This is a genomic window from Actinoalloteichus caeruleus, assembly GCF_049311605.1.
In the GTDB taxonomy this organism is placed as follows: Bacteria; Actinomycetota; Actinomycetes; order Mycobacteriales; family Pseudonocardiaceae; genus Actinoalloteichus_B; species Actinoalloteichus_B caeruleus.
In genome coordinates, this window is the sequence record NZ_CP186005.1 from 4,582,595 (window position 1) to 4,606,123 (window position 23,529).

The following is a 23,529-nucleotide window of genomic DNA, read 5'->3' on the forward strand; positions in this document are numbered from 1 at the left end:
GCCACCGCCTCAGACTACGCTACGTGATCCACAAGGGACTCAGGAGGCCGTCGGCGTTTCGCGCTTCTCCTTGATCTTGGCGGCCTTGCCGCGGAGTTCACGCAGGTAGTACAGCTTGGCGCGCCGCACGTCACCCCTGGTCGCCACCTCGATCTTGGCGATGTTCGGGGAGTGCACCGGGAAGGTCCGCTCGACGCCGACGCCGAAGGAGACCTTACGCACGGTGAAGGTCTCGCGGATGCCGCCGCCCTGACGCCGGATGACGGCGCCCTGGAACACCTGCACGCGCTCCCGAGAGCCCTCGATGACGCGGACGTGAACCTTCAGCGTGTCGCCCGGCCGGAAGGCGGGAATGTCGGAACGCAGCGACTGAGCGTCCAGAGCGTCCAGGGTGTTCATCGGTGGTCCGTCCTCACCATTCACTCGGGTCTTTCGTCTCTCCGCGGGGCGCGGCCGCGCGCTGTCGGCACAGCCTGGGCTCGCCGTCGGAGTGGTCTGTGGTGCGCGCCGGCTGGTCTGCCGGTTGCAGCAACCCACCCAGTGTGCCACGGGCGGGATCGTCTCAGGAAATCGGGCCGGCTCCCGCGCCGCCACCATCGGCCCCGACCTGCGGAGACTCTTCCTCCAGCCCGGCGAGGAACGCGCGGTCGGCACGGGAGAGCTCCTCCGGCGGCAGGGCGTCGAGCAGGTCCGGTCGACGACGGAGGGTGCGCTCCAGCGCCCGGTCCCGCCGCCACCGGTCCACCGCCGCGTGGTTGCCGGAGCGCAGGACGTCGGGCACCGCCCTGCCCCGCCACACCTCGGGACGGGTGTAGCAGGGGCCCTCCAGCAGGCCGTCCGAGAAGGAGTCCTCCGACGCCGAGACGGGGTTGCCCAGCACGCCGGGGATCAGCCGTGCCACCGCCTCGACCATGACCAGGGTGGCGACCTCCCCGCCCACCAGCACGTAGTCACCGATGGAGACCTCCAGGACGCGCATCCGCCCCTCGGCCTCGTCGACCACCCGCTGGTCGATCCCCTCGTACCGCCCGCAGGCGAAGACCAGCCTCGGTTCCTCGGCCAGCTCGCGGGCGAGGGCCTGGTCGAACCGGCGTCCCGCCGGGGTGGGGACCACCAGGACAGGAGCCCTGCCCCCGGCGTCCTCGGGGTCCGGGGCCGGGCAGACCGCGTCAAGGGCCTCGCCCCACACGTCGGGCTTCATCACCATGCCCGGCCCGCCACCGTACGGGCTGTCGTCCACGGTGCGGTGCACGTCGTGCGTCCAGGACCTGAGGTCGTGCACGCCGATCTCCACCAGGCCGCGGTCGACGGCCTTGCCGAGCAGTGCCGCGCGCAGTGGCGCCAGGTACTCGGGGAAGATGGTGATCACGTCGATGCGCAACGGCGCTCCCTGAACGTTCACGGGGGTGGATGCGGTCATCGGGGACGGGATCGACCCGGGCGACCGGGAGGAGCGGCGCCTCGGAGCCGAACCGCGAGGATCGGACGCCGAACCGCGAGGACGCGCACCCACCCCCGGCACGGCGGCGGCCACGGCTCGCGGCACGGCGGGCCCTCAGGTCTCGTCGAGCAGCCCCTCGGGCGGGTCGACGACCAACCGCCCCTCGTCGAGGTGGACCTCGGGCACGATCGCCCGCACGAAGGGGACGAGGACGCGGTCGGCCCGCTCCGGGGCTCGGATCGAGAGGAGGTCGGCGCCGGCGCCGTGGACCACCTCGACGACCTGGCCGATCTCGCTGCCGTCGGGGAGCTCGGCCCGCAGACCCTCCAACTGGTGGTCGTAGTACTCGTCCGGATCGCCGGTCGGGGGCAGCGCCGCGCGGTCCACGGTGAGCAGGGTGCCGCGCAGCTCCTCCGCCGCGTCCCGTCCCACGACACCGTCGAGGGTGAGCAGCAGCCGCCCGGAATGGTTCCGGGCGGCTGTCACCGTGAAGGTCCGGGTGCTGCCGTCCCGCAGGCGACCGTCGAGCGTGGTGCCGACGGCGAACCGCTCCTCGGGGGAGTCGGTCCGGACCTCGACGACCAGCTCCCCACGGACACCGTGCGGGCGGACGACCCGGCCAACGAGGAGGGCGGACTCCCCTGGCCTGGCGGTGTTCACCACTGCCACACCACGCTCACCTGTCGGTGTCGACCACGTCGACCCGCAGACCGCGGCCACCGATACCGGCCATCACGGTCCGCAGGGCGGTCGCGGTGCGACCACCACGGCCGATGACCTTGCCCAGGTCGTCGGGATGCACGTGCACCTCGAGGGTGCGTCCCCGCCGGGTGGTGATGAGCTGGACCCGGACATCGTCCGGGTTCGCCACGATGCCCCTGACGAGATGCTCCAGGGCGTCCGCCAGGACACTCACTCCTGGCCGCCCTCGTTCTTCTCGCCCTCGGCCTCGGACGCGTCGGCCTTGTCGCTCTTCTTCGTCGACTTCTTCTTCGGCGTCGTGGCCTCGGTCACCGGCTCCTCACCGGCGGCGGCCAGCGCGGCGTTGAACAGCGCCTGCTTGTCCGGCTTGGGCTCAGCCTGCTTCAGGGCGCCCTCCGGGACGGGGAGGCCCTTGAACTTCTGCCAGTCGCCGGTCAGCTCCAGGAGCCGCTGCACGGGCTCCGTCGGCTGCGCGCCGACACCCAGCCAGTACTGGGCACGCTCGGAGTCCACCTCGATGAAGCTGGGCTCGCGGGTGGGGTGGTACTTGCCGATCGTCTCGATGGCCTTGCCATCACGGCGGGTCCTGGCGTCGGCGACGACGATCCGGTAGTGCGGGGCGCGGATCTTGCCGAGCCGCATCAACTTGATCTTGACGGCCACGGGTGAGTTGCTCCTCAAGCTCTCGTCTGCTCATGGATGAGCGCCCGTGGCCCGAGTGGGGCGACGGGTCCGAGCGCTCGGACGTCATGGGTAGCCGCTGCACGGTGAGAGGGCCCGACAGCGACGGACAGCGAGCCATTCTGCCAGATGGTCCCCCGCGAGCCGAACTGACCTCGGAAGCCACCGGGACGGGGTCGTGCCGGAGCGCCGCCGACCGCCCCGGGGGAGCCACGTCCGCGCGGTGCGTCACGGGGGGATCACCCCGAGGGCCATCAGCAGCAGCCCCACCGCGCCGAGCAGGTTGTTCATCTGGTGGGCGACGATGCTGGCCAGCAGTCGTCCCGTGTACAGGCGGGCGAGCGCGATCGGGATGCCGATGAGCAGCAGCAGCGGGGTGCGCTCCGGCTCGAGGTGGGCCACCGCGAAGATCGCCGTGCTGGAGACGAACACGGTCCACCTGCTCCACCTGAGCCGCTCCATGGCTCCCCACAGCGCGCCTCGGAAGATCAGTTCCTCGCAGGTCGGTGCGATGAGGAAGACGTGGAGGAACAGCAGGACCGCCAGGCCGGGGGACAGCTGGAGCCCCTCGACCAGCGATCCCACCGCGGAGTTCGCGTTCTCCTCCCCCACCCACTGGGACCAGAACATCGCCCCCACGTAGGCCAGCCCCATGCACAACGCCCCGTACTTGAGGCCGGTGCGGACGTCCGCCCACGACCACTCGAGCCCGAGGTCGCGCCGGGGGCCGTTGCCCCGCAGACGGGTCGCGGCCAGCACCACCCCGGCCGCGAGCAGGGTGGGCAGGACCAGCCCCACGATGAGCACCGTCTCCCGGAGGGAGGAGTCCGGGTCCATCGGTCCCAACGGGGCGACCAGGAAGACCGAGGAGAGGAGGAACACCAGTTGGGCGAGGAAGAACACACCCAGTCCCCAGCGGTGGGTGCGGACCGGCGCCCCGTCGGCGCCGGGGTCGGGCCGGGGTTCGGCGGTGGGCGGTCCCCCGTCCCGCCGGGCCTCGGCCCCCGGGCCGGCGGTCCTGGTCGCCCGTTCCTCGCCGGGGATGTCGGTCACGGTCTCGTCGGGCTCAGCCGTCCCGTGCCCGGGCGGGCCGGGCGTTGCGCGGCGAGGTTCCTCGCCACCGTCGACCTGGTTCACGTTGTGATCTCCCCACTCCGCTTCCCCGTCCCACCGAGATTAGCCGCACTCGTCGTGATCGCGGCACGCCGAACAGGGCGGGGCCGTGGTCTCGTGGTGTGATCACGCCAGCCACGCTGGGTAGTGCCGGCGGGTCCTCAGCCGCTGAACTGCGCGTAGAAGACGACGGCCGGCAGCAGGTTGTAGGTGGCGTGCGCGATGATCGCGGCCGCGACCCGGCCGGTGATCATCCGCGCGATGCCGATGGCCAGCCCACCGACGAGCAGCACCGGGGTGCGCTCCGGTTCCTCGTGGATCAACGCGAACACGAAGGTCGTGAGCAGCAGGATGGCGTACCGGGGTACCCGGTACTGCTCCAAGGCGCCCCACAACGCGCCGCGCACGAGCAGTTCCTCCGTGAGCGGCGCGCCGATGAAGACGAACAGCGAGAACAGCAGGATCCAGATCGCCTGCCCCTGGGCGAGCTGGCCGAGGCTGTTGATCCCGGAGGACTCGCCGTTCTCGTCCAGCGATCCCGACATCAGCAGGATCGCCATCACGAAGGCGGCGACCAGACCGATGCCCCCGGAGAGCAGCCCGACCTTCCAGTCGCGGCGTTTGGGCACGATGCCGAAGTCGCGACGCAGCCCCTGGCCCTTCCACCAGGACAGCACGGCCGGGCCGAGCCCGAGGAAGAGGTTGGGGATGAGCGAGACGAGCAGCAGCGGCCCCATCGGTGGCGGGGCCAGCGGGTCGAACTCCTGGAACTGCCCGGCGAGGATGGCCCCGATCAACCCGGCCACCAGGTAGTAGGCGGCCCAGCCGACGAAGAACGCCAGGAATCCCCAGTGGAGGCTGTTCCGGGCGCCCGCCTCCAGCTGCGCCTCCCAGTAGCGGTCGTGCAGGCCGGGATCGCGGCCGTCCTGCACCGACCCCATCGGCTGGTACTGGTTCAGGAACCCCCCGGTGGGGGACGCGCCGGGCCCGGGGGGACCCGGCGGGGCGGCCGGTGGGCCCTGCCACGGGTTCGGTGCGGGCGGGGACCCGGCCGGCTGGCCCGGGTGGGTCCCCGGCCCGGGTGGGACGGGAGCGCTGGGAGAGGCCCCGGCGGAGTGCGGGGGCGCGGGCGGCCGGCTGCCGGGGGCACCGGTGCCGGGCTGGGGCAGGCCGGTCGGCGGCGTCCGCTCCGCGTCCCCGGACCGGTCCGGAGGCCGGTGCGCTGGCTCGTCCGGTGTGGCCGACCCCGGCTCCCGCTCTTCCACGTGTTTCCCTTCGACGTCTCGACGGCGCCCCGACGCGGGCATGCTCCTGGTGCGGGCGACGTGGCGGGCAGCCGGTTCGGCGGCTCACCGCACGACGCGCCCCCGCAACACTATGCGGGCCGGGTCGCGCAGCGCCGTCAGATCGCGGCGAGGGTCGTTCCGGTACACGACGAGGTCCGCCGGAGCCCCGTCCTCCAGGTTGGGGTGGCCCAGCCACTCGCGGGCCCGCCAGCACGCGGCGGACAGCGCCCGCTCCCGGCTCATGCCCACCCGGTGCAGCGACTCGATCTCGTCGACGATCCGGCCGTGGACGATGCCGCCGCCGGCGTCGGTACCCGCGTAGACCGGGACCCCGGCCTCGACGGCCGCGCCGATGGTGGCGTCCACCCGGGCGTGGAGGTCGCGCATGTGCGCCGCGTACCGCGGGTAGCGCACCGCCGTGTCGGCGATGGAGGGGAAGTTCTCGATGTTGATCAGGGTGGGCACGAGGGCGACCCCGCGGCGGGCCATCAGGTCGATCGTGTCGTCGGTCAGGCCGGTGCCGTGCTCGACGCAGTCGATCCCCGCGTTGAGCAGCCCGGGCAGGGCGTCCTCCCCGAACACGTGGGCGGTGACCCGGGCGCCCGCGTCGTGGGCCACGGCGATCGCCTCGGTGAGGACGTCGTCGGGCCACAGGGGCGCCAGGTCGGCGGCGGCCCCGCCGGCCGAACGGTCGATCCAGTCCCCGACCAGCTTCACCCAGCCGTCGCCGGCCTCGACCTGTTCGGCGACGGCCTTCGGCAGCAGGGACGGGTCGTCGAGGTCGACTCCCAGCCCCGGCAGGTACCGCTTGGGCCGGCCGATGTGCCGGCCGGCGCGGAGGATGCGGGGGAGGTCCTCCCGCCCGCGCAGGTGACCGGTGTCGATCGGCACCCCGCAGTCGCGGATCAGCAGGACGCCGGCGTCACGCTCGGCGCGCGCCTGGTCGACGGCCTCGTCGGGGTCGGCCGGACGGGCCCCGAGGCCGATCCCGACGTGGCAGTGGGCGTCGACCAGGCCGGGGACCACGTAGGCCCCGCTGGCGATGGTCTCGGCGCCGGGCACGGGTGCGGTGCTCACCCGGCCGTCGACGATCCACAGATCGCGGTGCTCGCCCTCGGGCAGCACCACTCCGCTCAGGTGCAGCGCGGTCCCCACTGGATCACTTCTTCTTTTTCTTGCCGCTCTTGGTTCCGCCGAAGGTCAGGCGGTTGGGGTCGAAGTCGGCGGGCAGCTGGTCCATGCCGGCGAGGCCGGGCGGCACCTGACCGCCACCGCCGAAGGCTCCGGGACCGCCGGGCATACCGCCGGGCATTCCTCCGGGCGGGAGGCCGGGGAATCCGGGCATCCCGGCGGGCATCCGGGGCGGGGTGGGGCCGCGGCCCTTGCCCTTCTTGCCCTTCTTCCCCTTCTTGCCCTTGCGGTTGCCCCCGCCGGCACCGGGCATCCCGAAGCGACCGGCCATCTGCTGCATCATCTTGCGGGCGTCGAAGAAGCGGGTGACGAGGTCGTTGACGTCGCTGACCGCGACTCCGGACCCCTTGGCGATCCTGGCGCGCCGCGAGCCGTTGATGATCTTGGGGTCGGCCCGCTCGTCCGGCGTCATGCCCCGGATGATCGCCTGGACGCGGTCCAGCTGCTTCTCGTCGAACTGCGCGAGCTGGTCCTTCATCTGCCCGGCGCCGGGCAGCATGCCGAGCAGGTTCGCCAGCGGGCCCATCTTGCGGACGGCCAGCATCTGCTCGAGGAAGTCCTCCAGGGTGAGGTCCCCGGCGCCGATCTTGTGCGCGGCCTGTTCGGCCTGCTCGGCGTCGAAGGCCTGCTCGGCCTGCTCGATCAGGCTGAGCATGTCGCCCATGCCCAGGATGCGGCTGGCCATCCGGTCCGGGTGGAAGACGTCGAAGTCCTCCAGCTTCTCGCCGTTGGAGGCGAAGAGGATCGGCTGCCCGGTCACCTCCCGGACGGACAGGGCCGCGCCACCCCGGGCGTCGCCGTCGAGCTTGGTGAGGACCACACCGGTGAAACCGACGCCGTCGCGGAACGCCTGGGCGGTGGTGACCGCGTCCTGGCCGATCATGGCGTCGAGGACGAAGAGGATCTCGTCGGGTTTCACCGCGTCCCGGATGTCGGCGGCCTGCCGCATCAGCTCCTCGTCCACGCCGAGGCGGCCAGCGGTGTCCACGAGGACGACGTCGTGTTGGGCCCGCTGGGCCTCGGTGATGCTCCGCCTGGCGACCTCGACGGGATCGCCGACCCCGTTGCCCGGCTCGGGGGCGAACACGGTGACGCCGGCCCGTTCCCCGACGACCTGGAGCTGGGTGACGGCGTTGGGGCGTTGGAGGTCGCAGGCCACCAGCAGTGGGGTGTGCCCCTGGCCTCGGAGCCACTTGGCGAGCTTGCCGGCCAGCGTCGTCTTGCCCGCACCCTGGAGGCCGGCGAGCAGGATGACGGTGGGCGGGTTCTTCGCGAGGTGGATCCGGCGCGTCTCACCGCCCAGGATGCCGACGAGTTCCTCGTTGACGATCTTGATGACCTGCTGGGCGGGGTTGAGCGCCTGGGAGACCTCCGCGCCCTTCGCGCGCTCCTTCACCTTGGCGATGAAGGTCCGGACGACCGGGAGCGCGACGTCCGCCTCGAGCAGCGCGATCCTGATCTCGCGGCAGGTGGCGTCGATGTCGGCGTCGGACAACCGGCCCTTGCCTCGAAGGTTCTTCAGGACCGAGGTGAGCCGATCGGAGAGTGTGTCGAACACGGGGTGGCGTCTCCAGGACTCGTCGGGGGCCAACGGTGTGGCCTTGCACGTGCGAGGGTAGCCGCGCCCGGGGTGGGCGCGGCTACCCGCTCCTGACGAGGCGCGTCACGGGTGGGGTGGTGTCGGCCCCTCCCCCTCCTCCCGTTCCCGGAGTTCCAGTTCGTGGAGCTCGGCGTCGCTCAGCAGCCGGGACCGGAGCAGGAAGCGCACTCCGTCGGGGGCTTCCAGGGAGAACCCGCTGCCCCGCCCGGCGACGACGTCGATGGTGAGGTGGGTGTGCCGCCAGTACTCGAACTGGGCGCCGGACATCCACACCGGTACCGGTTCGGCCACTCCGGGGATGTCGAGGTCACCGAGGTGGCGGTCGGAGGCGCCCACCCGGAACTCGCCGTCGGGGTAGCACATGGGCGAGCTCCCGTCGCAGCAGCCGCCGGACTGGTGGAACATCAGCGGCCCGTGCCGGGTGCGGAGCCGGGCGAGCAGGTCGGCGGCGGCGGGCGTGGCCGCCACCCGCGACGCCGGGGCCCGGTCCGCCCCGGGAACGCCGTCCCGCTCCGGGGCGGCGTCCCGCTCGCAAGCGGGGTCCGGCTCCACCATCAGAACAGCCCCTGCGGATGTTCACCGTAGCTGACCAGCAGGTTCTTGGTCTGCTGGTAGTGCTCCAGCTGGACCTTGTGGGTCTCGCGTCCGATCCCGGACTGCTTGTAACCGCCGAACGCGGCGTGGGCGGGGTAGGCGTGGTAGTTGTTGACCCACACCCGGCCGGCCTGGATGTCCCGACCCGCCCGGTAGGCGGTGGTCCCGTTGCGCGCCCAGACACCCGCTCCCAGCCCGTAGAGGGTGTCGTTGGCCACCGAGATCGCCTCCTGGTAGTCGGCGAACCGGGTGACCGACAGGACGGGACCGAAGATCTCCTCCTGGAAGATGCGCTGCCGGTTGTGCCCGGCGAACACCGTGGGCTGGACGTAGTAGCCGCCGGAGAGTTCGCCGCCGAGGTCGACGCGGTCGCCGCCCAGGAGGACCTCCGCGCCCTCCTGCCGGCCGATGTCGACGTAGGAGAGGATCTTCTCCAGCTGGTCGTTGCTGGCCTGGGCCCCGACCTGGGTCGTGGTGTCCAGCGGGTGCCCCTGCCGCAGACCCCGGGCCCTGGCCAGCCCGTCGGCCACGAACTCCTCGTAGATGTCCTCCTGGACCAGGGCACGTGACGGGCACGTGCACACCTCGCCCTGGTTGAGGGCGAACATGGTGAAGCCCTCCAACGCCTTGTCGTAGTAGGAGTCCCTGGCCGCCGCGACGTCGGCGAAGAAGATGTTCGGGCTCTTCCCTCCCAGTTCCACGGTGGCGGGGATGATGTTCTCGCTCGCGTACTGGAGGATGAGCCGGCCGGTGGTGGTCTCCCCGGTGAAGGCGATCTTGCGGATGCGGCTGTTGGAGGCCAACGGCTTGCCCGCCTCCACCCCGAACCCGTTGACCACGTTGAGCACCCCGGGTGGCACCAGGTCCGCGATGAGTTCCACGAGCAGGTGGATCGAGGCCGGGGTCTGCTCGGCGGGTTTGAGCACCACCGCGTTGCCCGCCGCCAGCGCGGGCGCCACCTTCCAGGTGGCCATCAACAGGGGGAAGTTCCACGGGATGATCTGACCGACGACGCCGAGCGGTTCGTGGAAGTGGTAGGCGACGGTGTCCTCGTCGAGCTGGGAGATACCGCCCTCCTGGGCGCGCAGCGCGCCGGCGAAGTAGCGGAAGTGGTCGACGGCCAACGGGAGGTCCGCGGCGAGGGTCTCCCGGACGGGTTTGCCGTTCTCCCAGCTCTCGGCGACGGCCAGCCGTTCCAGGTTCCGCTCGATCCGGTCGGCGATCGCCAGCAGGACCCCGGAGCGTTCCGCCACGGAGGTCCTCCCCCAGGCGGGCGCGGCGGCCCACGCGGCGTCGAGGGCACGTTCGACGTCGGCCGCGGTGCCCCTGGCGATCTCGGTGAACACCTGGCCGGTGACCGGCGTGGGGTTCTCGAAGTACTCGCCGCCGGCGGGCGGGACGTACTCGCCCCCGATGAAGTGGTCGTAACGGGAGCGGTACTCGACGATGGCGCCGGGGCTTCCCGGTGCCGCGTACTGGGTCATGACCTACCTCCGTTGGTGCGGTGGTGTCCCACGACTCCCGGGGCGCGCCGCCGGGCGAGGCACCTCGGGGAGCGCCCGTGGTGCGGCGGTGGGCCCCGGCCGGGTTCGGGCGTGCACCGTAGGTCGGGCGGGGTTGCGTCGACGTTGCGCCGGCTCGGCGGCGGGCCCCGGCGACAGGGGCTGGTCGGTTCGCCGAGGTGGACGGCCGGGTTCGTCCAGGCCGGGCGTGGGTGCGCCGTCCTGCCTGGTCAGCGCGCTCGACGGGCCGGGCCCGCGCGGTGCAGGGGTGGCGCGCGGTGGGCTCGCGGTGAGCTGGGGCCCGCGCCCCGCGCGCCGACCACATCCCCCGATCAGGTGAAGCCGATTGTGGTGCGCGGCCCAGGGGACCGAGGATTCCGGTGCGGGCGCGCCGGGGTTGGCGCGGTGCGGGTCGCGCGTCTCCTCCCCCGAGCACGTCGCCCCCGGAGGTCAGATGGCAGCGGAGTTCCCACGGTCCGCGCCGTGGCGGCCGGTCGCCGCCCCCGCCGAGGAACGGTCCGAGCACCAGCTGCGCGCCACCCATGAGGCCGTGTTGGGCGGGGACCTCGCACGCCGGCCACGCCCGCTGGTCTGGGAGTCCTGGCAGCGGTCGCTGGCCGCCGAGGTGCGCCCCGACTCCCCTGTTCCCGAGATCGGGTTCGACCGGGCTGAGCTGGCCGCGCGCCGATCCGCCCACCCGCTGGCCGCGGTGCTCCCGGAACTGCGGGAGCTGCTGGTCGGGATCGCCGACGAGGCCGTGCACCTGATGATCGTCACCGACGCGGAGGGCCACATCCTCTGGCGGGAGGGGCATCGGGACCTGTGCCACCGCGCGGACCGGGTCGGACTGCGGGAGGGCACCTGCTGGAGCGAGGACGCGATGGGCACCAACGCGATGGGCACCGCGCTGGCCGTCCGGCGCGCGGTGCGCATCCACTCCGCCGAACACCTGGTGCGCACCTACCACCCGTGGACCTGCGCGGCGAGCCCGGTCCGCGACCCGGACAGCGGCGCGATCGTCGGGAGCGTCGATGTCACGGGGCCGCTGTCCTCCGCGCACCCGGCGACGGCCGCGCTCGTCAGGGCCGCCGTGGAACTGGCCCAGGCACGGCTGGCGGAGCGGATGCGCGAGCGGGACTCCTGGCTCCGTCACCGCCACGGTTCGGTGTTGCGGTGCCGCCCCGGCGAGTTGCGGGCGGTGGTCACCCCGACCGGCCGGGTGGTGGGTGACGGGCTGCCGGGCTGGGTACCGGCCAGGGTGGTCCCGGTGGTGGACGGCGCCGGGCGGCGGTGTGGCTGGCGGATCGACGACGGCACCGTGCCGGGCCTCGGGCCGGGGGCGGCGTCGTGGGAACCGCTGGACGACGGCTGCCACCTGCTCCGGCTGAGCACGCGCCCCCACCAGCGCGGTCGCTCCGCGAGGCCGGCCCGGGGCGCACGGCCGGCCCGTCCCGCCGGCCGCGACCGGAGCCTGGCCGTCGGCGGCGGGGCGGAGGAGGAACCCGCGGTGCCGGCCACCAGCCCGCTGCCGCCGGGTCCCCCCGGCCCTGGCGGGTCCGCCTCCCCACCGCGCGGGGTCTCCCTGCTGCGGCTGCTCGGCACGACACCCTCGGCGGTGGTCGACGGCCGGGAGGTCCGGCTCTCGGTCCGGCACTGCGAGCTGCTGCTCGCCCTCATCCTGCACCGGGGCGGCCTGACCGCCAGCGAACTGGCGCTGCACGTGCATGGCGAGCACGGCAGCCCGGTGACGGTCCGGGCCGAACTGCACCGGCTTCGACGGCGGCTGACCCCGCAGGTGCTCACCGCCCGTCCCTACCGGTTGTCCCCGGCGGTCCGCTCGGACGTCGAGGCGGTGCGGTCCGCGCTCGACGACGGCCGGACCGGCGACGCCGTCGCCGCCTACACCGGTGAACTGCTGGTCGCCTCGGAGGCACCCCTGGTGCGGGCGGAGCGGGAGGTGCTGCACGCCTCGGTGCGGGCGGGGGTGCTGCGGGACGGCGACCCGGCGGTGCTGCTGCGGTTCCACCGACGGTGCGCCGTGCCCGACTCGACCGTGCTGGAACGCCTCGTGGAGGTGCTGCCCGCCCAGGACCCACGGCGCGCGCTGGCCGAGGCCACGCTGCGCACCGGGTGACCGCCGAGATGGGGGCGGGGCCGGCGGATGCCCCTCAGAAGTCGCCCTCGGCCACCTGCATGACGGTCAGGCCGAGGCCGCGCCACAGCCGCACCACCTGGTCGCGGTCGTCGAGCACGAAGACGACCCGGTAGTGGTCCCTGATCTCCCGGTCGAACATCTCCAGCTTCACCACGGCGTCCTTCCGCCGGTCACCGGGTTCCCGCATCAGCAGCAGGTCGTGGGGGACGTCCACGTGCCGGGCCAGCCACCGTTCGGTGGCCCCCCGGCTCCCGCTGGTCCGCCCGGAGCAGAACAGGACGCGGTGCCCGGTGGCGTGCATGCCCCGCAGGGCGGCGATGACGGCCGGGTTGGGCTGGTCGGACTCCACCCGTGACTCGTCGTAGGGGGAACGGTCGCCCACCAGGGCCACCGTGCCGTCGAGGTCGCACATCACGGCGGCGGGCCGGTCGCGGCGGGGGTGGTAGGGCCTGCCTGTCGTCTCCTGCCCGCGCTCCGGTTCGGACGCCGGGGGCACCGGCAACGGCAGCTCGCGGCCAGCGAGGTAGCGCCGCCACAGATCGCGGATCACCCCTTCCCCGACCGGTTCCTCCCGGGCGGCGTCCCGCGCCACGCAGTCCTCCAAGGGCACCGAGGTGAAGTCCCGCACCTCGAAGTCGGCGCCCGACCGCCGGGCGAGGTCCCGCAGTTCCCGCAGGTAGCGGGCGCGGAGGTTGGTGTCGTCGACGACGACGGTCACCCCGAGGTCGAGCTGGGCGCGGATCAGCGCGTGCTGCGCGGCGGTCACCTGCCGCTCGGTCGCACCCCGGTGCGACGCGGCGCCGTGCAGCATCACGCGCAGGTCGTCCCGGTTGACTCGCACGGCTCGATCACCGGACTTCGCGACGTACCGCTTCGCCCAGGTGGTCTTTCCCGACCCGGGGAGGCCACGGGTGGCGATCAGCGCGGTCACCTCGTCGAACCCTCCTGTCTGGCCACGGCGCACCGGAGCCACGGTAGACCGCTCGGCGGTGGGGGGAGAGCCTCCTCGGCAGCGGTCGGGTGGACGGACCAGTGCATTCAGTCCGAAGAGGGCACGTCGCGGACCTGCCTGCCGATCCACTGGCGATGGCACCGCCCGCGGAGCAGCCAGTTCGGATGTTGATCGCGCCTCAGTGCTGGATCAGGCCGCCGACCGGGACGGCAGCGACGTGGCCAGTCGCCGGAAGCGTCTGAGCCAGGGCGAGGCCGACATCGACCAGCGATGACCGGCGCAGGCGAGTGACATCGGGGATCGGAGTCCAGACCCACTCAGCGATTTCGCCGTTCGGCTCCGGCCGCAGCTCGCCGCCGGTGATACGGACCTGGTAAAAGACGCCGACGTTGTGATGCTCCGGTCCACCGGGGATGGCACGTTCGGCCGCGGGGATCACCCGGGAGTCCACGCCCAGCAGCCGTTCGACCACCGCATCGCAGCCGGTCTCCTCTGCGACCTCCCGGATCACCGCGTCGAACGGATCCTCCGCGTGCTCAACCCTGCCACCCGGAAGGGTCCAGTTGCTCTCGCCCTTCGGCGGCACGTGACGGGCGAGCAGCACCCGCCCGCCCTCGATGCACACGGCGTACGCCGCCAGCCGGAAACTCATTCCCCCGCACCTCCCACCGGACCCTATCCCGACGTCCAAGATCGATGAGACGCCATGAGCGCAGGGTGGAGCTGGAGCAAATTCTCACGCCTGGGGCCACTTCAGTTCCGCGCGGTGGAGCCCGAAGAAGTGCTCACAGACACGCACTCCGGGGATGGGGACGGGGACGGCCCGGGGGGTCCGCTTCGGACACGCTCCGGGCCGTTCTTGGCGCGCTCGGGCCACGACGGGATGCCCGGCGGCCGGCGCACGGCACCCCGGGATCCGGGTGCACGCGCACCACCCCAGTCCAGTAGACACCGCCGGCCGCCGCAGCGGCAGCCGCCGAACGGCTGACGTCCGAGCGGGCGGGCGGCGGTACCCCGACACCCGCCCGCTGGCTCGAATGGTGTCGTACCGTCTTCGCGTGCCCCGCCGACCAGGCCGGTGCCCCGACCGGACAGGGGAAAACCGATGTCCCGCTGGTTCACGCTCCTCGACCGGCACCGGCGCGCGGCGGCGGGCCTGGCGGTGGTCGCGGTCGTCCTCACGGGATGTTCCACCGCCGGCCCCCCGGCTTCGGACGCGGGTGTCGGCGAGGCCGCTCCGACCCCGTCCGCGACACCTCCGGCGACCACTCCCTCCGCCGAACCCCTGACGGATCCCGAGGAGTCGCCGGCTCCCTCCGCCGCGCCCACCACCTCCTCCGACTCCTCCACCACCCGCACCGAGGACGACGCCGGCCCCCACGCCGACGAGGTCCCCGTGCCCCGGGACGCCACCACGCGGGGGCTGGGCAGCTTGTCCACCCTGGACCCGTGCGGTCTGGTCGCCGTCGAGGACCTCGACTTCCAGCAGCCCGAGCTGGTGACCGTCGAACCCCGGCTGACGCACTGCCTGCTGACGGTGACCCTGCCAGCGGACGAGGAGGTGACCGCCCAGGTCCAGGTCGACCACGACGCCGACCCGACCGGTGCGGCACTGCTCGCGGTCGGGGCCCGCGGCTCGGCCTCGGTGGTCGAGTACTGGAGCGCGGCGACCGGCATGTGCCTGCGGGAGGGGGTGTTCCCCGACGGGCTCGTCGTCCGGGTGACGACCCTGCCCTCGGACGGTGTTCCCGTGTCCTCCGACCGCGACGACACCTGCCGCCTCACCCACGTCCTGCTCAACGCCGCGGTCGACCGGGTGGCCGACGGCACGGCACGACACCTGCCGGTGGGGTCGGACAGCCTGATCGCCCGCCGGATGTGCGGCCTGCTGCCGGTCGACCGGGTCCGCGCCGTCGCCCGCACCTCGGGTGAGTGGCACGACGTCGACCCGATGGGCCGGGGCTGCGTGTGGGGAGCCGACGACCTCACCGCCGGCGAACCCGCCGTCGCCCTGTCCCTGACCAGCAACCACGCCCTGCGAGGAGCCACCAGGACCCTGCACGGGCGCCCCACCCGGGAGCAGCGGGTCACGATCCGCCCCGGCTACCGAGGATGTGTCCTCGGCGCGGAGGGCGGCGAGTTCCACCCCGCGCACGCCACCGTCCCCGGCCCGCACCGCGAGGCCCTGACCCTGGGCGTCTACGGCGGGTCCGGGTTCGACGAGCTGTGCGGCCGCGCCTCCCGGCTCAGCGGCGCGGTGTGGCCGCTGCTGGCCGACTGAGACCGCCGACCCCGAGGGCGGGCCACGAAGGGGCCCAGCGGTGGGCAGGGCCGGCGGTGCGCGCGGTCCGGCGGGTGGCCGTCACGGGCCACGAGTCCCACGAACCGGCGCCGGCGGTCAGGGGGTGTCAGTACAAAGAGGATGATCGGCACCCCTCGCCGCCGCCGCGTCCTCGGGAGGTCGCATGACCGGACAGCCACGGTCCCTCGTCGTCGTCGGGGACTCGACGGCCGCCACCTACGCCGCCGACGAGGCCCCGCAGGCGGGTTGGGGGCAGGCCCTGCCCGCCTTCCTCCGACCGCACCTGACGGTGCGCAACACCGCCTGGCCCGGGGCCAGCACCAAGAGCTTCCTCGACAGTGGACGCGGCGCGGCAGCCCTGGACCTGCTCCGCCCCTCGGACCTGCTGCTGGTCTCCTTCGGTCACAACGACCACAAGGCGTTCGACCCGGCGAGGTACGCCCCGGCGGACACCGATTACCGGCACAACCTGCGCCTGTTGGTCGACGGCGCCCAGCGGCGGGGAGCCCGGCCCGTGCTGGTGACCTCCGTGGAGCGGCGGGTGTTCGACGAGCGGGGCCGGGCCGGGACCTCGCACGGGCCCTACCCGGCGGCGATGATGGAGGTCGCGGCCGCCACGGGGGCCAGCGCGGTGGACCTGGCCCGGATCAGCCGGGCCCGCTGGGACCGGCTGGGCCCCGAGCGCACCGCGCGGGAGGTGTTCCTCTGGTTGGCGCCCGGCGAGAGCCCGAACCACCCGGAGGGCGTCCGTGACGACACGCACTTCACCGGGGCGGGGGCGGTGGTCGTCGCGCGGATGCTGGTCTCCGCCCTGCGCCGGCTGGGGGTGCTGTCCGAGGAGGACGTCCGGGGCCTGGACCGGGAGGTGGAGGCCGGGGAAGTCGGGTGGCCCGAGGTGCGACCGGCGGCCGCGCTCGGGGCGGGCTGACGGTCCCCGGTGTCGCATCTCGACCGTCCTGGTGTCGGCGGAACGGTGCTGGGGTTGGGCGGCACGGCCGGACGGCGGCGCGACCCCGCGCGGGTTCAGCGGCCGGAGCCGTGGGAGCCCCACGTCCTCGGGCCCCGAGCGCCGGCCAGGAGACCGGCTGGTCGCGCGCGTGCCCACATCGAGCCATCCACACCTGATCCCATGACGAAGGGTGAGTATTCGTCAACACACCACAGCCATCACACCCGTTCGGCGTACGATCTCGCGAGTGTCCGATGACCCGCTGTTGACGAGTCTTCTCGCCGCGGTCTCCGCCGCCCCCCAGGACGTCCCGCTGCGGCTGCACGTGGCCGAGCTCCTGCTGGACAGGAACGACGCCACGGGCGCGCTCAGCCACTGCACCGTGGTGCTGCAGACCGATCCCGGCAACGCGCAGGCGCTCAGCCTGTTGGGACGAGCGTCCGCCGCGCTCACCGGCGCCGCGGCCGCCCCGACACCGCCGCCCCCGGCCACCCCGCCGGCCGCCCCGCCCGTGACGCCACCGCCCGACGCGACACCAGCCGTCGCCCCGCCACCGACCGCGCCCCCTCCCCCGCCCGGGGCGACCCCCACCTCGCCGGCCAGCGGTCAGGACGCCACGCGGGGCGGCCCCGGCGGAGCCGAGCCGTCCGGCGAGCGGCCCGTCGTACCCCTGCGCCCCACGACGACCAGGTTCGACTCGGCGACCGAACGGCCCGCACCCACCAGCCCGCCCCGCCTCCACGTCGTCGGCGACGACGAGGAACCCCCGGAACCGGCGCTCGACCTGGAGACCAGCCAGATCACCCTGGCCGACGTCGGAGGCCTGGAGCAGGTCAAGGCACGCTTGGACATGGCCTTCCTCGGGCCGATGCGCAACCCCGAACTGGCCAGGGCCTTCGGCAAGAGCCTGCGCGGCGGCCTGATGCTCTACGGGCCCCCCGGCTGCGGCAAGACCTTCATCGCCCGGGCGGTCGCCGGTGAACTCGGCGCCAGCTTCAGCACCGTCAGCCTCGCCGACATCCTCGGATCCCGCCTCGGCGAGACCGAACGCAACATCGAACAGATCTTCAGGGCGGCCCGCCGCAACAGCCCCTGCCTGCTGTTCTTCGACGAGGTCGACGCCATCGGCCACCGCCGGTCCGGCATCGGTTCCGGCTGGAGCGGACTGCGATCAGCCGTCAACCAGATCCTCACCGAGATGGACTCCGCGACCGAGGACAACACGGGCGTGTTCATCCTCGCCGCGACCAACCACCCGTGGGACGTGGACCCCGCGTTGCGCCGCCCCGGCCGGTTGGACCGCACCGTCCTCGTGCTGCCGCCGGACGGCCCGGCCAGGGCCGCGATCCTCCAGGGCAAGCTGCGGGACCGTCCCGTCGACGGCCTCGACCTCGACCTGCTGGTCAAGCGCACCGAGGACTTCTCCGGCGCCGACCTCGGCCACCTGGTCGAGTCCGCCGCCGAACTCGCCCTGGCCGACTCGATGCGCCTCGGCCGGGCGCGGCCCATCACGATGAAGGACATGAAGGTGGCGCTGCGCCAGGTCAAGCCGTCCATCGGCCCCTGGCTGGAGTCGGCCCGCAACGTCGCGCTGTTCGCCAACGCCAACGGCGAGTACGACGACCTGCTGGCCTACCTCAAGCAGAGAAAGATGGCATGACGGCCGCCGACCCCACCACGCTGTTCACCCACTCCGAGGCGCTGCTGGACCTGGGCCGCACCTCCGAGGCGATCACCGTGCTGGAGGCCGGGCTCGCCGCATGGCCCTCCGACGGTGTCCTCTGGGGGCAGTTGGCGAAGGCGCTGGTCGGCAACGGCGAGTTCCAGCGCGCCCTCGTCGCCGCGGACAACGCCGTCCGCGGCGCCCCCGAGGACGACTGGGGGCACCGGCTCCGCAGCGGGGCCCTCGTCGGCCTCGGCCGGCTCGCCGACGCCGAGGTCGCCGCCCGGGAGGCCGTCCGCCACAACCCCCACGTCTGGCAGACCCACTCGCGGCTCGCCGAGGTGCTGGCCCTGCAGCGGAAACGGCTCCCCGAGGCCGTGGCCGCCGCCGAGGAGTGCGTCCGGCTCGGCCCCACCGAGGCCGGACCGCACCTGCTGCTCGCCCGGCTCGCCCTCCTCAACCGCCGACGTGACCAGGCCGAGGAGGCGCTGCGGGCGGCGCTGGCGATCGACCCGCACAACGACCAGGCCCTGTTCCTGCTCGGCCAGGTGCAGTCCGACCGGGCGCGGGTCGGCCAGGCGATGGCCACCTTCCGGGCGCTGCTGACCGTGGCGCCGGGGCAGCGGGCCACGGAGGCCGAACTGGCGCGGCTGGGCTGGCTCACCGCCCGGCTGGCGCCGATGGTGACCGCCGCCGCGACCCTCCTGCTGCTCGTCCTCGCGCTGCTGCTCCCCGACCACGCCGGCCGGTGGGTGGCGTTGGGCGCCACCCCGCTACCAGCCCTGCTCGGCCTGCACCTGTGGAGCGAGCACCAGCGCTACCAGCGGGGCCTCGGCGGATACCTGCGCATCCTGCTGCGCACCCGCCGGGTGCTGGCCGGTCTCGTCGGAGTGACCTGCCTGAACACGCTGCTGCTCACGGGGTGGTGGATCGGCTCGCTGATCCAGGGCGGGGACGTCACCCCCCTGCTCCGGGTCATCCTGGCGATCGCCCTCGGATCGACCGCCGTGGCGGTCCTGGCCATCCGCCGGCAACGCGACGAACGGATCTACGACGCCCAACCCGTCCGGTTGTGGCGCCAGTCGTGGCTGACGACGCTGCTCGCGCTCCCCCCGCTGGTGTTGCTGACCGCGCTGGGCGAACAGTCCGAAACATGGTGGTACCCGCCGCTGGGCGTCGCGCTGTCGGTGGTGCCGCTGCTGGCCGTGGTCCGCGCTCGCCACCCCCGCGTGGTCCGGGCCCACCTGGCCGCCCGGGCCGGAGCCGACCGGCGCTCCTACCTGGGCCACGTGCTGGTGGCCGTCACCCTGCTGTGCGGGGCGCTGACCGGACCGCTCTGGGTGCTGGCGTCCCTCGCCTACCCGGCGCTGGACCCGGCGCTGATGTTCGTGGGCCTGGGCCTGCTCATCGTCGTCACCTACTGCCGGGTCCTACGGCTGTTCCTCGCCGGGGTCATCGTCACCCTCCAGCGCCTGTCCGGCCGCCGCCAGCGCTGAGGCGCCGCGCGGCCCACGACCCGGGGACGGGAGACCGGGACGGCAGGACTTCCGGCAGGTCACGACACCCGGACACCCGGGGGCCGGGCGCGGACAGCCAGGACCCCGGGTCAGGGTCAGTCCTCCTCGAAGTAGGCGGCCGGTACCCCGCCCTGGCACACCACGTCCACCTCGATGTCGACGTCCTCCGACTCGAACTCCAGGGACACCTCCCTGGCCGGGCCTCGCTCCACGTCGTCGGCGTCCACGTGGAAACCCTGGTCCGGGGTCCAACTGACCAACCGGGCCTGGTCACCGACGCACTCCACCGCCAGCGAACCGCCGGGGGTCCCGATCACCTTCCGCTGTGGAGGCGGCCCGGTGTCCACGGGCTCGGAATCCTCCCCCGGCCCCGATTCCGCCGAGGTGCTGGGCACGGCCGGCGCGGTGGAGGGCGCGGGCTGGTTCGCCGTCTGCGAGGTCAACCGGGAGCTGATCGCCTGCTGGTCCAACACGCGGGGAGCGTCGTCGACGATCCCGGCGCCGATCGCGCCGACCGCGGCGATGCCCACCGCCGTCGCGGCGGTGGCGCCGGCGGCCCAGCCAGCGGCACCCAGGGCGAACCTGGTCCGATTCGAAAGGCCTTTTCTCACCATCACACTCTCGCGCGGGCCGGGTTAACGCCGGGATAAGACGATCCTAGCCCTCGGTGAGAGGCGTACCGGCCGCCTCGGCCCTCCGATAGCGTGCGGGGGTGGCGCACCTTCTGCTCGTCGAGGACGACCCGACGATCCGTACCGCACTGACCAGGGCACTCGGGGAACGAGGCCACGCCGTCGCCTCCGCGCACACCGCGATGGACGGCCTGCGGCTGGCCGTGTCCGAAGGACCCGACCTGGTCGTGCTCGACCTCGGGCTCCCCGACATGGACGGCCGGGAACTGCTGCGGATGCTGCGGGCGGTGAGCACCGTCCCCGTCATCGTCGCCACGGCCCGCGACGAGGAGACCGAGATCATCTCGGTCCTCGACGCCGGAGCCGACGACTACGTCACCAAGCCCTTCAGCGCCGGCCAGCTCGACGCCCGCATCCGCGCCGTGCTCCGCCGAGGCGGGGAGGAAGCCCCCGCCCAGGCGCTGACCGTGGGCGGCTTGCGGGTGGACGCCCGCTCCAGGGAAGCCAGCCTCGACGGGCGGCCACTCGACCTCACCCCCCGCGAGTTCGACCTGCTGCACTACCTGGCCGCCCGTGCCGGCGCCGTGGTCAGCAAACGGGAACTGCTCATCGAGGTGTGGCAGGTGCCCTACGGCGGGGCGGACAAGACCGTCGACGTCCACCTGTCCTGGCTCCGCCGCAAACTGGGCGAGACCGCCCAACAGGCCCGATACCTGCACACCATCCGAGGCGTCGGCGTCAAACTGGCCGCACCGGGCGGGGCGTGACCATGCGAGGACGCCTTGCCCTGCTCGTCGCCGCCACCACCTCCCTCATCCTGGTCGCGTTCCTCGTGCCGCTGGCCCTGTTGGTCCGCACCGTCGCCGAGGACCGCGCGCTGCACGCGGCCAACGTCGACGCGCAGTCCTTCAGCTCCCTGCTGGCCACCGCCGACCCCGAGGTCATCCGCCTCGCCGTCGAGCGGGTCAACCTGTCCGACGACCACCAGTTGACGATCTTCCTCCCCGACGGGACCACGGTCGGCGAGCCGGCCGAGCGCACCGAGTCGGTGGACCTCGCCCTCCGCGGCCACACCTTCACCGCTGACGTCGACGGTGGGATGGAGCTGCTGGTCAACGCCCAGGACTCCACCGGGGAGCAGGCGGCGGTGCGCGCCCACGTGCCCGCCGAGGTCCTGCACCGGGGCGTGGACCGGGCCGTGCTGATCCTCGTCCTGCTGGCCGTGGTGCTGCTCGCGGTCAGCGCGCTCGTCGCGGACCGGCTGGCCACCTCCCTGGTGCGACCCACCACCCAGCTGGCCGCCGTCTCCCACCGGCTGGCCCGGGGAGAGCTCCAGGCCAGGGCTGACCCGGCCGGCCCCAAGGAACTGCGGGACGTCGGACTGGCCCTCAACCACCTGGCGGGTCAGATCGAAACCCTGCTCCAACAGGAACGGGAAACGGTCGCCGACATCTCGCACCGGCTCCGCACCCCGCTGACCGCCCTCAAACTGGAGGCGGAGGGCCTGCGGTCGCCGGAGGAGGCCCGCCGGGTGGAGGGGCTGGTCGAGGAACTGGAACGCGCCGTCAGCGAGGTCATCCAGGACGCCAGGGGGCGCAGCGGCGGCGACGGGCAGACCGCGGCCCGAGTGGCCTGCGACGCCGCACAGGTCGTGTCCGAGCGGGTGCGCTTCTGGTCGGTGCTCGCCGAGGACACCGAACGCCACGTCGAACTCGACCTCGCCCCGGGGCCACTGCTCGTCCGCGTCTCCCCCGGCGACCTGGTCGCCGCCGTCGACTCCCTGCTCGGCAACGTCTTCGCGCACACCGAGGAGGGCACCTCCTTCGCGGTCCGGCTCCGCCCCGCGCCTGAAGGCGGAGCCGTCCTCGTCGTCGCCGACGCCGGCACCGGGTTCGGTGGCGTCAACACCGGGCGGCACGTGCTGGACCGGGGCAACAGCAAAGGCGGGTCGACCGGGCTGGGCCTCGACATCGCCCGCAGGACCGCGGAGGCCTCCGGCGGCGGGATGTCCCTGGGCGCCTCCGGCTGGGGTGGAGCCCAGATCACCGTCCGGCTCGGCCCACCCGACCCCGACTGACCCCGCCCCACCCGCACCCCGCCGACGCCGCCCCGGACAGCCAACCGGCAGGACCGGCCCACGTCGGGGACGGCGGGGGTTGAGGACGGCGGGCCACGCCTAGTCGAAACGCACGTGCCGCAGCTGGACCCCCACCCTGCGCACGGCCCGCCGCACCGGGTGCTCGGCGCTGTCGGACAACCGCAGACCGCAGTGCTCCGCGATGTCCTCGGCCACCTCGGCGATCGTCTGGTGCTCGGTGTCGACGTGGACGTCGAACTGGGGGGTGCTCAGCACGTCCAGGCAGCGCCGGGCCTGCCCCGCCGCGAAACTCGCCCTCCCCTCACCCCGATACCGGATGCGGCGCAGCAGCGACTGCTCCGAGGTGAGCAGCGTGACGTGCCGCAGGTTCGGGTGGTTCCGCCGGAGCCCGCCGACGATCTCGTCGTGGTAGTCCGGGTTGATCAGCGTCATGGGCACGATCACGTGCCCGTCGTGGTCCTCGACCAGGCCGGAGAGGAACTCCCGGACGCCACGCCGCCACAGCGGCAGGTCCTGGAAGTCACCCCGCCGGGTGGGAGGAGTCATTCGCCGCAACGCGAAACCGAGCTGCTCGGGATCGCAGACGAAACTCCCGGGCAGGCGGTGCTCCAGTTCGTGGGCCACCTGCGTCTTCCCGACGCCGAACGGCCCGTTGATCCAGATCAGCATGAACGCGCAGACTACCGCCCACGTGGTGCGATCGGACGAACACCCAGCGCCATCACCCGCAGCGCGCTTCTCCTCCGCGCCGCCGCCATTCGCCCTCGAACGCCCGCGCCACCCCGACATCCGGTCCGACGCGGCACCACAGGCGACGCGAGCCACCGGGCCGCCGGGCCGCGGGGCCGCCGGGCCGCCGGGCCGCCGGGCCGCCGGGCCGCCGGGCCGCCGGGCTGCCGGACTGCCGGGCTGCCGAGCACGGCCTCGGACGGCCGAGCGAGCCCATCGGCTTCGCGGGCTCCGCGACGCACGCCCCGCTCCTCCTCGGGCCGTGCACCCCGAAGGCCGCGTCCTGTTCCGCCAAGCCCGCGAGGACGCCACGAGCCCGCGAGCCAATGTCGCCACCACACCGGGCGGACCAGGCAAACCAGCAGGTCACAGCACTGGAGCGTGGTTCACGCACCGGTCGCACGACCGCCTCCGCCGATCTT

Annotated in this window: 22 protein-coding genes; 7 read left to right on the top strand and 15 right to left on the bottom strand. The window is 73.4% G+C overall.

Features of this window, described 5'->3' with window-relative positions:
• Window positions 1–39 precede the first annotated feature (39 nt).
• The 11 genes from rplS to exaC form a co-directional block, all read right to left on the bottom strand.
• Window positions 40–399 (bottom strand): 50S ribosomal protein L19, encoded by a 360-nt coding sequence (rplS, locus tag ACOJVX_RS18520; RefSeq protein ID WP_016696791.1) that lies wholly within the window; start codon window positions 397–399, stop codon window positions 40–42.
• A gap of 163 nt (window positions 400–562) precedes the next feature.
• Window positions 563–1,381, bottom strand: a complete 819-nt coding sequence (gene trmD, locus ACOJVX_RS18525; protein WP_103057112.1) for a tRNA (guanosine(37)-N1)-methyltransferase TrmD — start codon at window positions 1,379–1,381, stop codon at window positions 563–565.
• A 174-nt stretch (window positions 1,382–1,555) separates the two neighbouring features.
• Window positions 1,556–2,104 (bottom strand): ribosome maturation factor RimM, encoded by a 549-nt coding sequence (gene rimM, locus ACOJVX_RS18530; RefSeq protein ID WP_081715607.1) that lies wholly within the window; start codon window positions 2,102–2,104, stop codon window positions 1,556–1,558.
• Between the two features lie 13 nt (window positions 2,105–2,117).
• The gene (locus ACOJVX_RS18535; protein ID WP_016696794.1) at window positions 2,118–2,357 is read right to left on the bottom strand and encodes an RNA-binding protein; all 240 of its coding nucleotides are present in this window, start codon (window positions 2,355–2,357) and stop codon (window positions 2,118–2,120) included.
• Complete coding sequence (gene rpsP / locus ACOJVX_RS18540; RefSeq protein ID WP_026419911.1) at window positions 2,354–2,806, bottom strand: 30S ribosomal protein S16; 453 nt, start codon at window positions 2,804–2,806, stop codon at window positions 2,354–2,356. Before rpsP ends, ACOJVX_RS18535 begins: the two co-directional genes overlap by 4 nt.
• 246 nt (window positions 2,807–3,052) lie before the next feature.
• Window positions 3,053–3,961, bottom strand: coding sequence for a CPBP family glutamic-type intramembrane protease (locus tag ACOJVX_RS18545; protein ID WP_026419910.1), 909 nt, complete (start codon window positions 3,959–3,961; stop codon window positions 3,053–3,055).
• A gap of 137 nt (window positions 3,962–4,098) precedes the next feature.
• On the bottom strand, window positions 4,099–4,878 hold the full coding sequence (locus ACOJVX_RS18550) for a CPBP family intramembrane glutamic endopeptidase (RefSeq protein ID WP_051314208.1): 780 nt from the start codon (window positions 4,876–4,878) through the stop codon (window positions 4,099–4,101).
• A 408-nt stretch (window positions 4,879–5,286) separates the two neighbouring features.
• Window positions 5,287–6,378, bottom strand: coding sequence for an amidohydrolase family protein (locus tag ACOJVX_RS18555; protein ID WP_337661829.1), 1,092 nt, complete (start codon window positions 6,376–6,378; stop codon window positions 5,287–5,289).
• A 4-nt stretch (window positions 6,379–6,382) separates the two neighbouring features.
• A complete protein-coding gene (gene ffh, locus ACOJVX_RS18560; protein WP_026419907.1) occupies window positions 6,383–7,972 on the bottom strand; it encodes a signal recognition particle protein in 1,590 nt (529 codons plus the stop codon).
• Between the two features lie 105 nt (window positions 7,973–8,077).
• On the bottom strand, window positions 8,078–8,482 hold the full coding sequence (locus ACOJVX_RS18565) for a DUF779 domain-containing protein (RefSeq protein WP_155886237.1): 405 nt from the start codon (window positions 8,480–8,482) through the stop codon (window positions 8,078–8,080).
• Window positions 8,483–8,568: 86 nt separating this feature from the next.
• Window positions 8,569–10,092: an acetaldehyde dehydrogenase ExaC gene (gene exaC / locus ACOJVX_RS18570; protein ID WP_026419905.1), complete on the bottom strand. Its 1,524-nt coding sequence runs from the start codon at window positions 10,090–10,092 to the stop codon at window positions 8,569–8,571.
• Window positions 10,093–10,564: 472 nt separating this feature from the next.
• Between exaC and ACOJVX_RS18575 the strand changes: the two genes are divergently transcribed.
• Window positions 10,565–12,244: a transcriptional regulator gene (locus ACOJVX_RS18575; RefSeq protein ID WP_422646952.1), complete on the top strand. Its 1,680-nt coding sequence runs from the start codon at window positions 10,565–10,567 to the stop codon at window positions 12,242–12,244.
• A gap of 34 nt (window positions 12,245–12,278) precedes the next feature.
• Here the strand turns inward: ACOJVX_RS18575 and ACOJVX_RS18580 are convergent, their stop codons facing one another.
• Both ACOJVX_RS18580 and ACOJVX_RS18585 read right to left on the bottom strand, forming a co-directional pair.
• The gene (locus ACOJVX_RS18580; protein WP_422646953.1) at window positions 12,279–13,229 is read right to left on the bottom strand and encodes an AAA family ATPase; all 951 of its coding nucleotides are present in this window, start codon (window positions 13,227–13,229) and stop codon (window positions 12,279–12,281) included.
• Window positions 13,230–13,395: 166 nt separating this feature from the next.
• Window positions 13,396–13,869, bottom strand: coding sequence for an NUDIX hydrolase (locus tag ACOJVX_RS18585; RefSeq protein WP_418155205.1), 474 nt, complete (start codon window positions 13,867–13,869; stop codon window positions 13,396–13,398).
• Between the two features lie 453 nt (window positions 13,870–14,322).
• Here ACOJVX_RS18585 and ACOJVX_RS18590 point away from each other — a divergent pair, with 453 nt between their 5' ends.
• From ACOJVX_RS18590 to ACOJVX_RS18605, 4 genes are all read left to right on the top strand, one after another.
• Window positions 14,323–15,498 carry a hypothetical protein gene (locus ACOJVX_RS18590; protein ID WP_103056398.1) on the top strand — a complete coding sequence of 392 codons (1,176 nt, stop codon included), beginning with the start codon at window positions 14,323–14,325 and terminating at the stop codon, window positions 15,496–15,498.
• Window positions 15,499–15,682: 184 nt separating this feature from the next.
• Window positions 15,683–16,447 (top strand): rhamnogalacturonan acetylesterase, encoded by a 765-nt coding sequence (locus ACOJVX_RS18595; protein ID WP_422646954.1) that lies wholly within the window; start codon window positions 15,683–15,685, stop codon window positions 16,445–16,447.
• A 268-nt stretch (window positions 16,448–16,715) separates the two neighbouring features.
• The gene (locus tag ACOJVX_RS18600) at window positions 16,716–18,128 is read left to right on the top strand and encodes an ATP-binding protein (protein ID WP_418155203.1); all 1,413 of its coding nucleotides are present in this window, start codon (window positions 16,716–16,718) and stop codon (window positions 18,126–18,128) included.
• Entirely contained in the window at window positions 18,125–19,627 is a 1,503-nt protein-coding gene (locus ACOJVX_RS18605) for a tetratricopeptide repeat protein (protein ID WP_422646955.1), read from the top strand. The genes ACOJVX_RS18600 and ACOJVX_RS18605 overlap by 4 nt, the downstream gene beginning before the upstream one ends.
• A gap of 116 nt (window positions 19,628–19,743) precedes the next feature.
• Here the strand turns inward: ACOJVX_RS18605 and ACOJVX_RS18610 are convergent, their stop codons facing one another.
• On the bottom strand, window positions 19,744–20,259 hold the full coding sequence (locus ACOJVX_RS18610; protein WP_155886220.1) for a hypothetical protein: 516 nt from the start codon (window positions 20,257–20,259) through the stop codon (window positions 19,744–19,746).
• 101 nt (window positions 20,260–20,360) lie between these two features.
• On the opposite strand from ACOJVX_RS18610, the gene ACOJVX_RS18615 reads away from it, so the two are divergent.
• The gene (locus tag ACOJVX_RS18615) at window positions 20,361–21,047 is read left to right on the top strand and encodes a response regulator transcription factor (protein WP_103056394.1); all 687 of its coding nucleotides are present in this window, start codon (window positions 20,361–20,363) and stop codon (window positions 21,045–21,047) included.
• Between the two features lie 2 nt (window positions 21,048–21,049).
• Window positions 21,050–22,357 (top strand): sensor histidine kinase, encoded by a 1,308-nt coding sequence (locus ACOJVX_RS18620; protein WP_026419897.1) that lies wholly within the window; start codon window positions 21,050–21,052, stop codon window positions 22,355–22,357.
• Window positions 22,358–22,456: 99 nt separating this feature from the next.
• Here the strand turns inward: ACOJVX_RS18620 and ACOJVX_RS18625 are convergent, their stop codons facing one another.
• Window positions 22,457–23,047, bottom strand: coding sequence for an AAA family ATPase (locus tag ACOJVX_RS18625; RefSeq protein WP_026419896.1), 591 nt, complete (start codon window positions 23,045–23,047; stop codon window positions 22,457–22,459).
• Window positions 23,048–23,529: the final 482 nt, after the last annotated feature.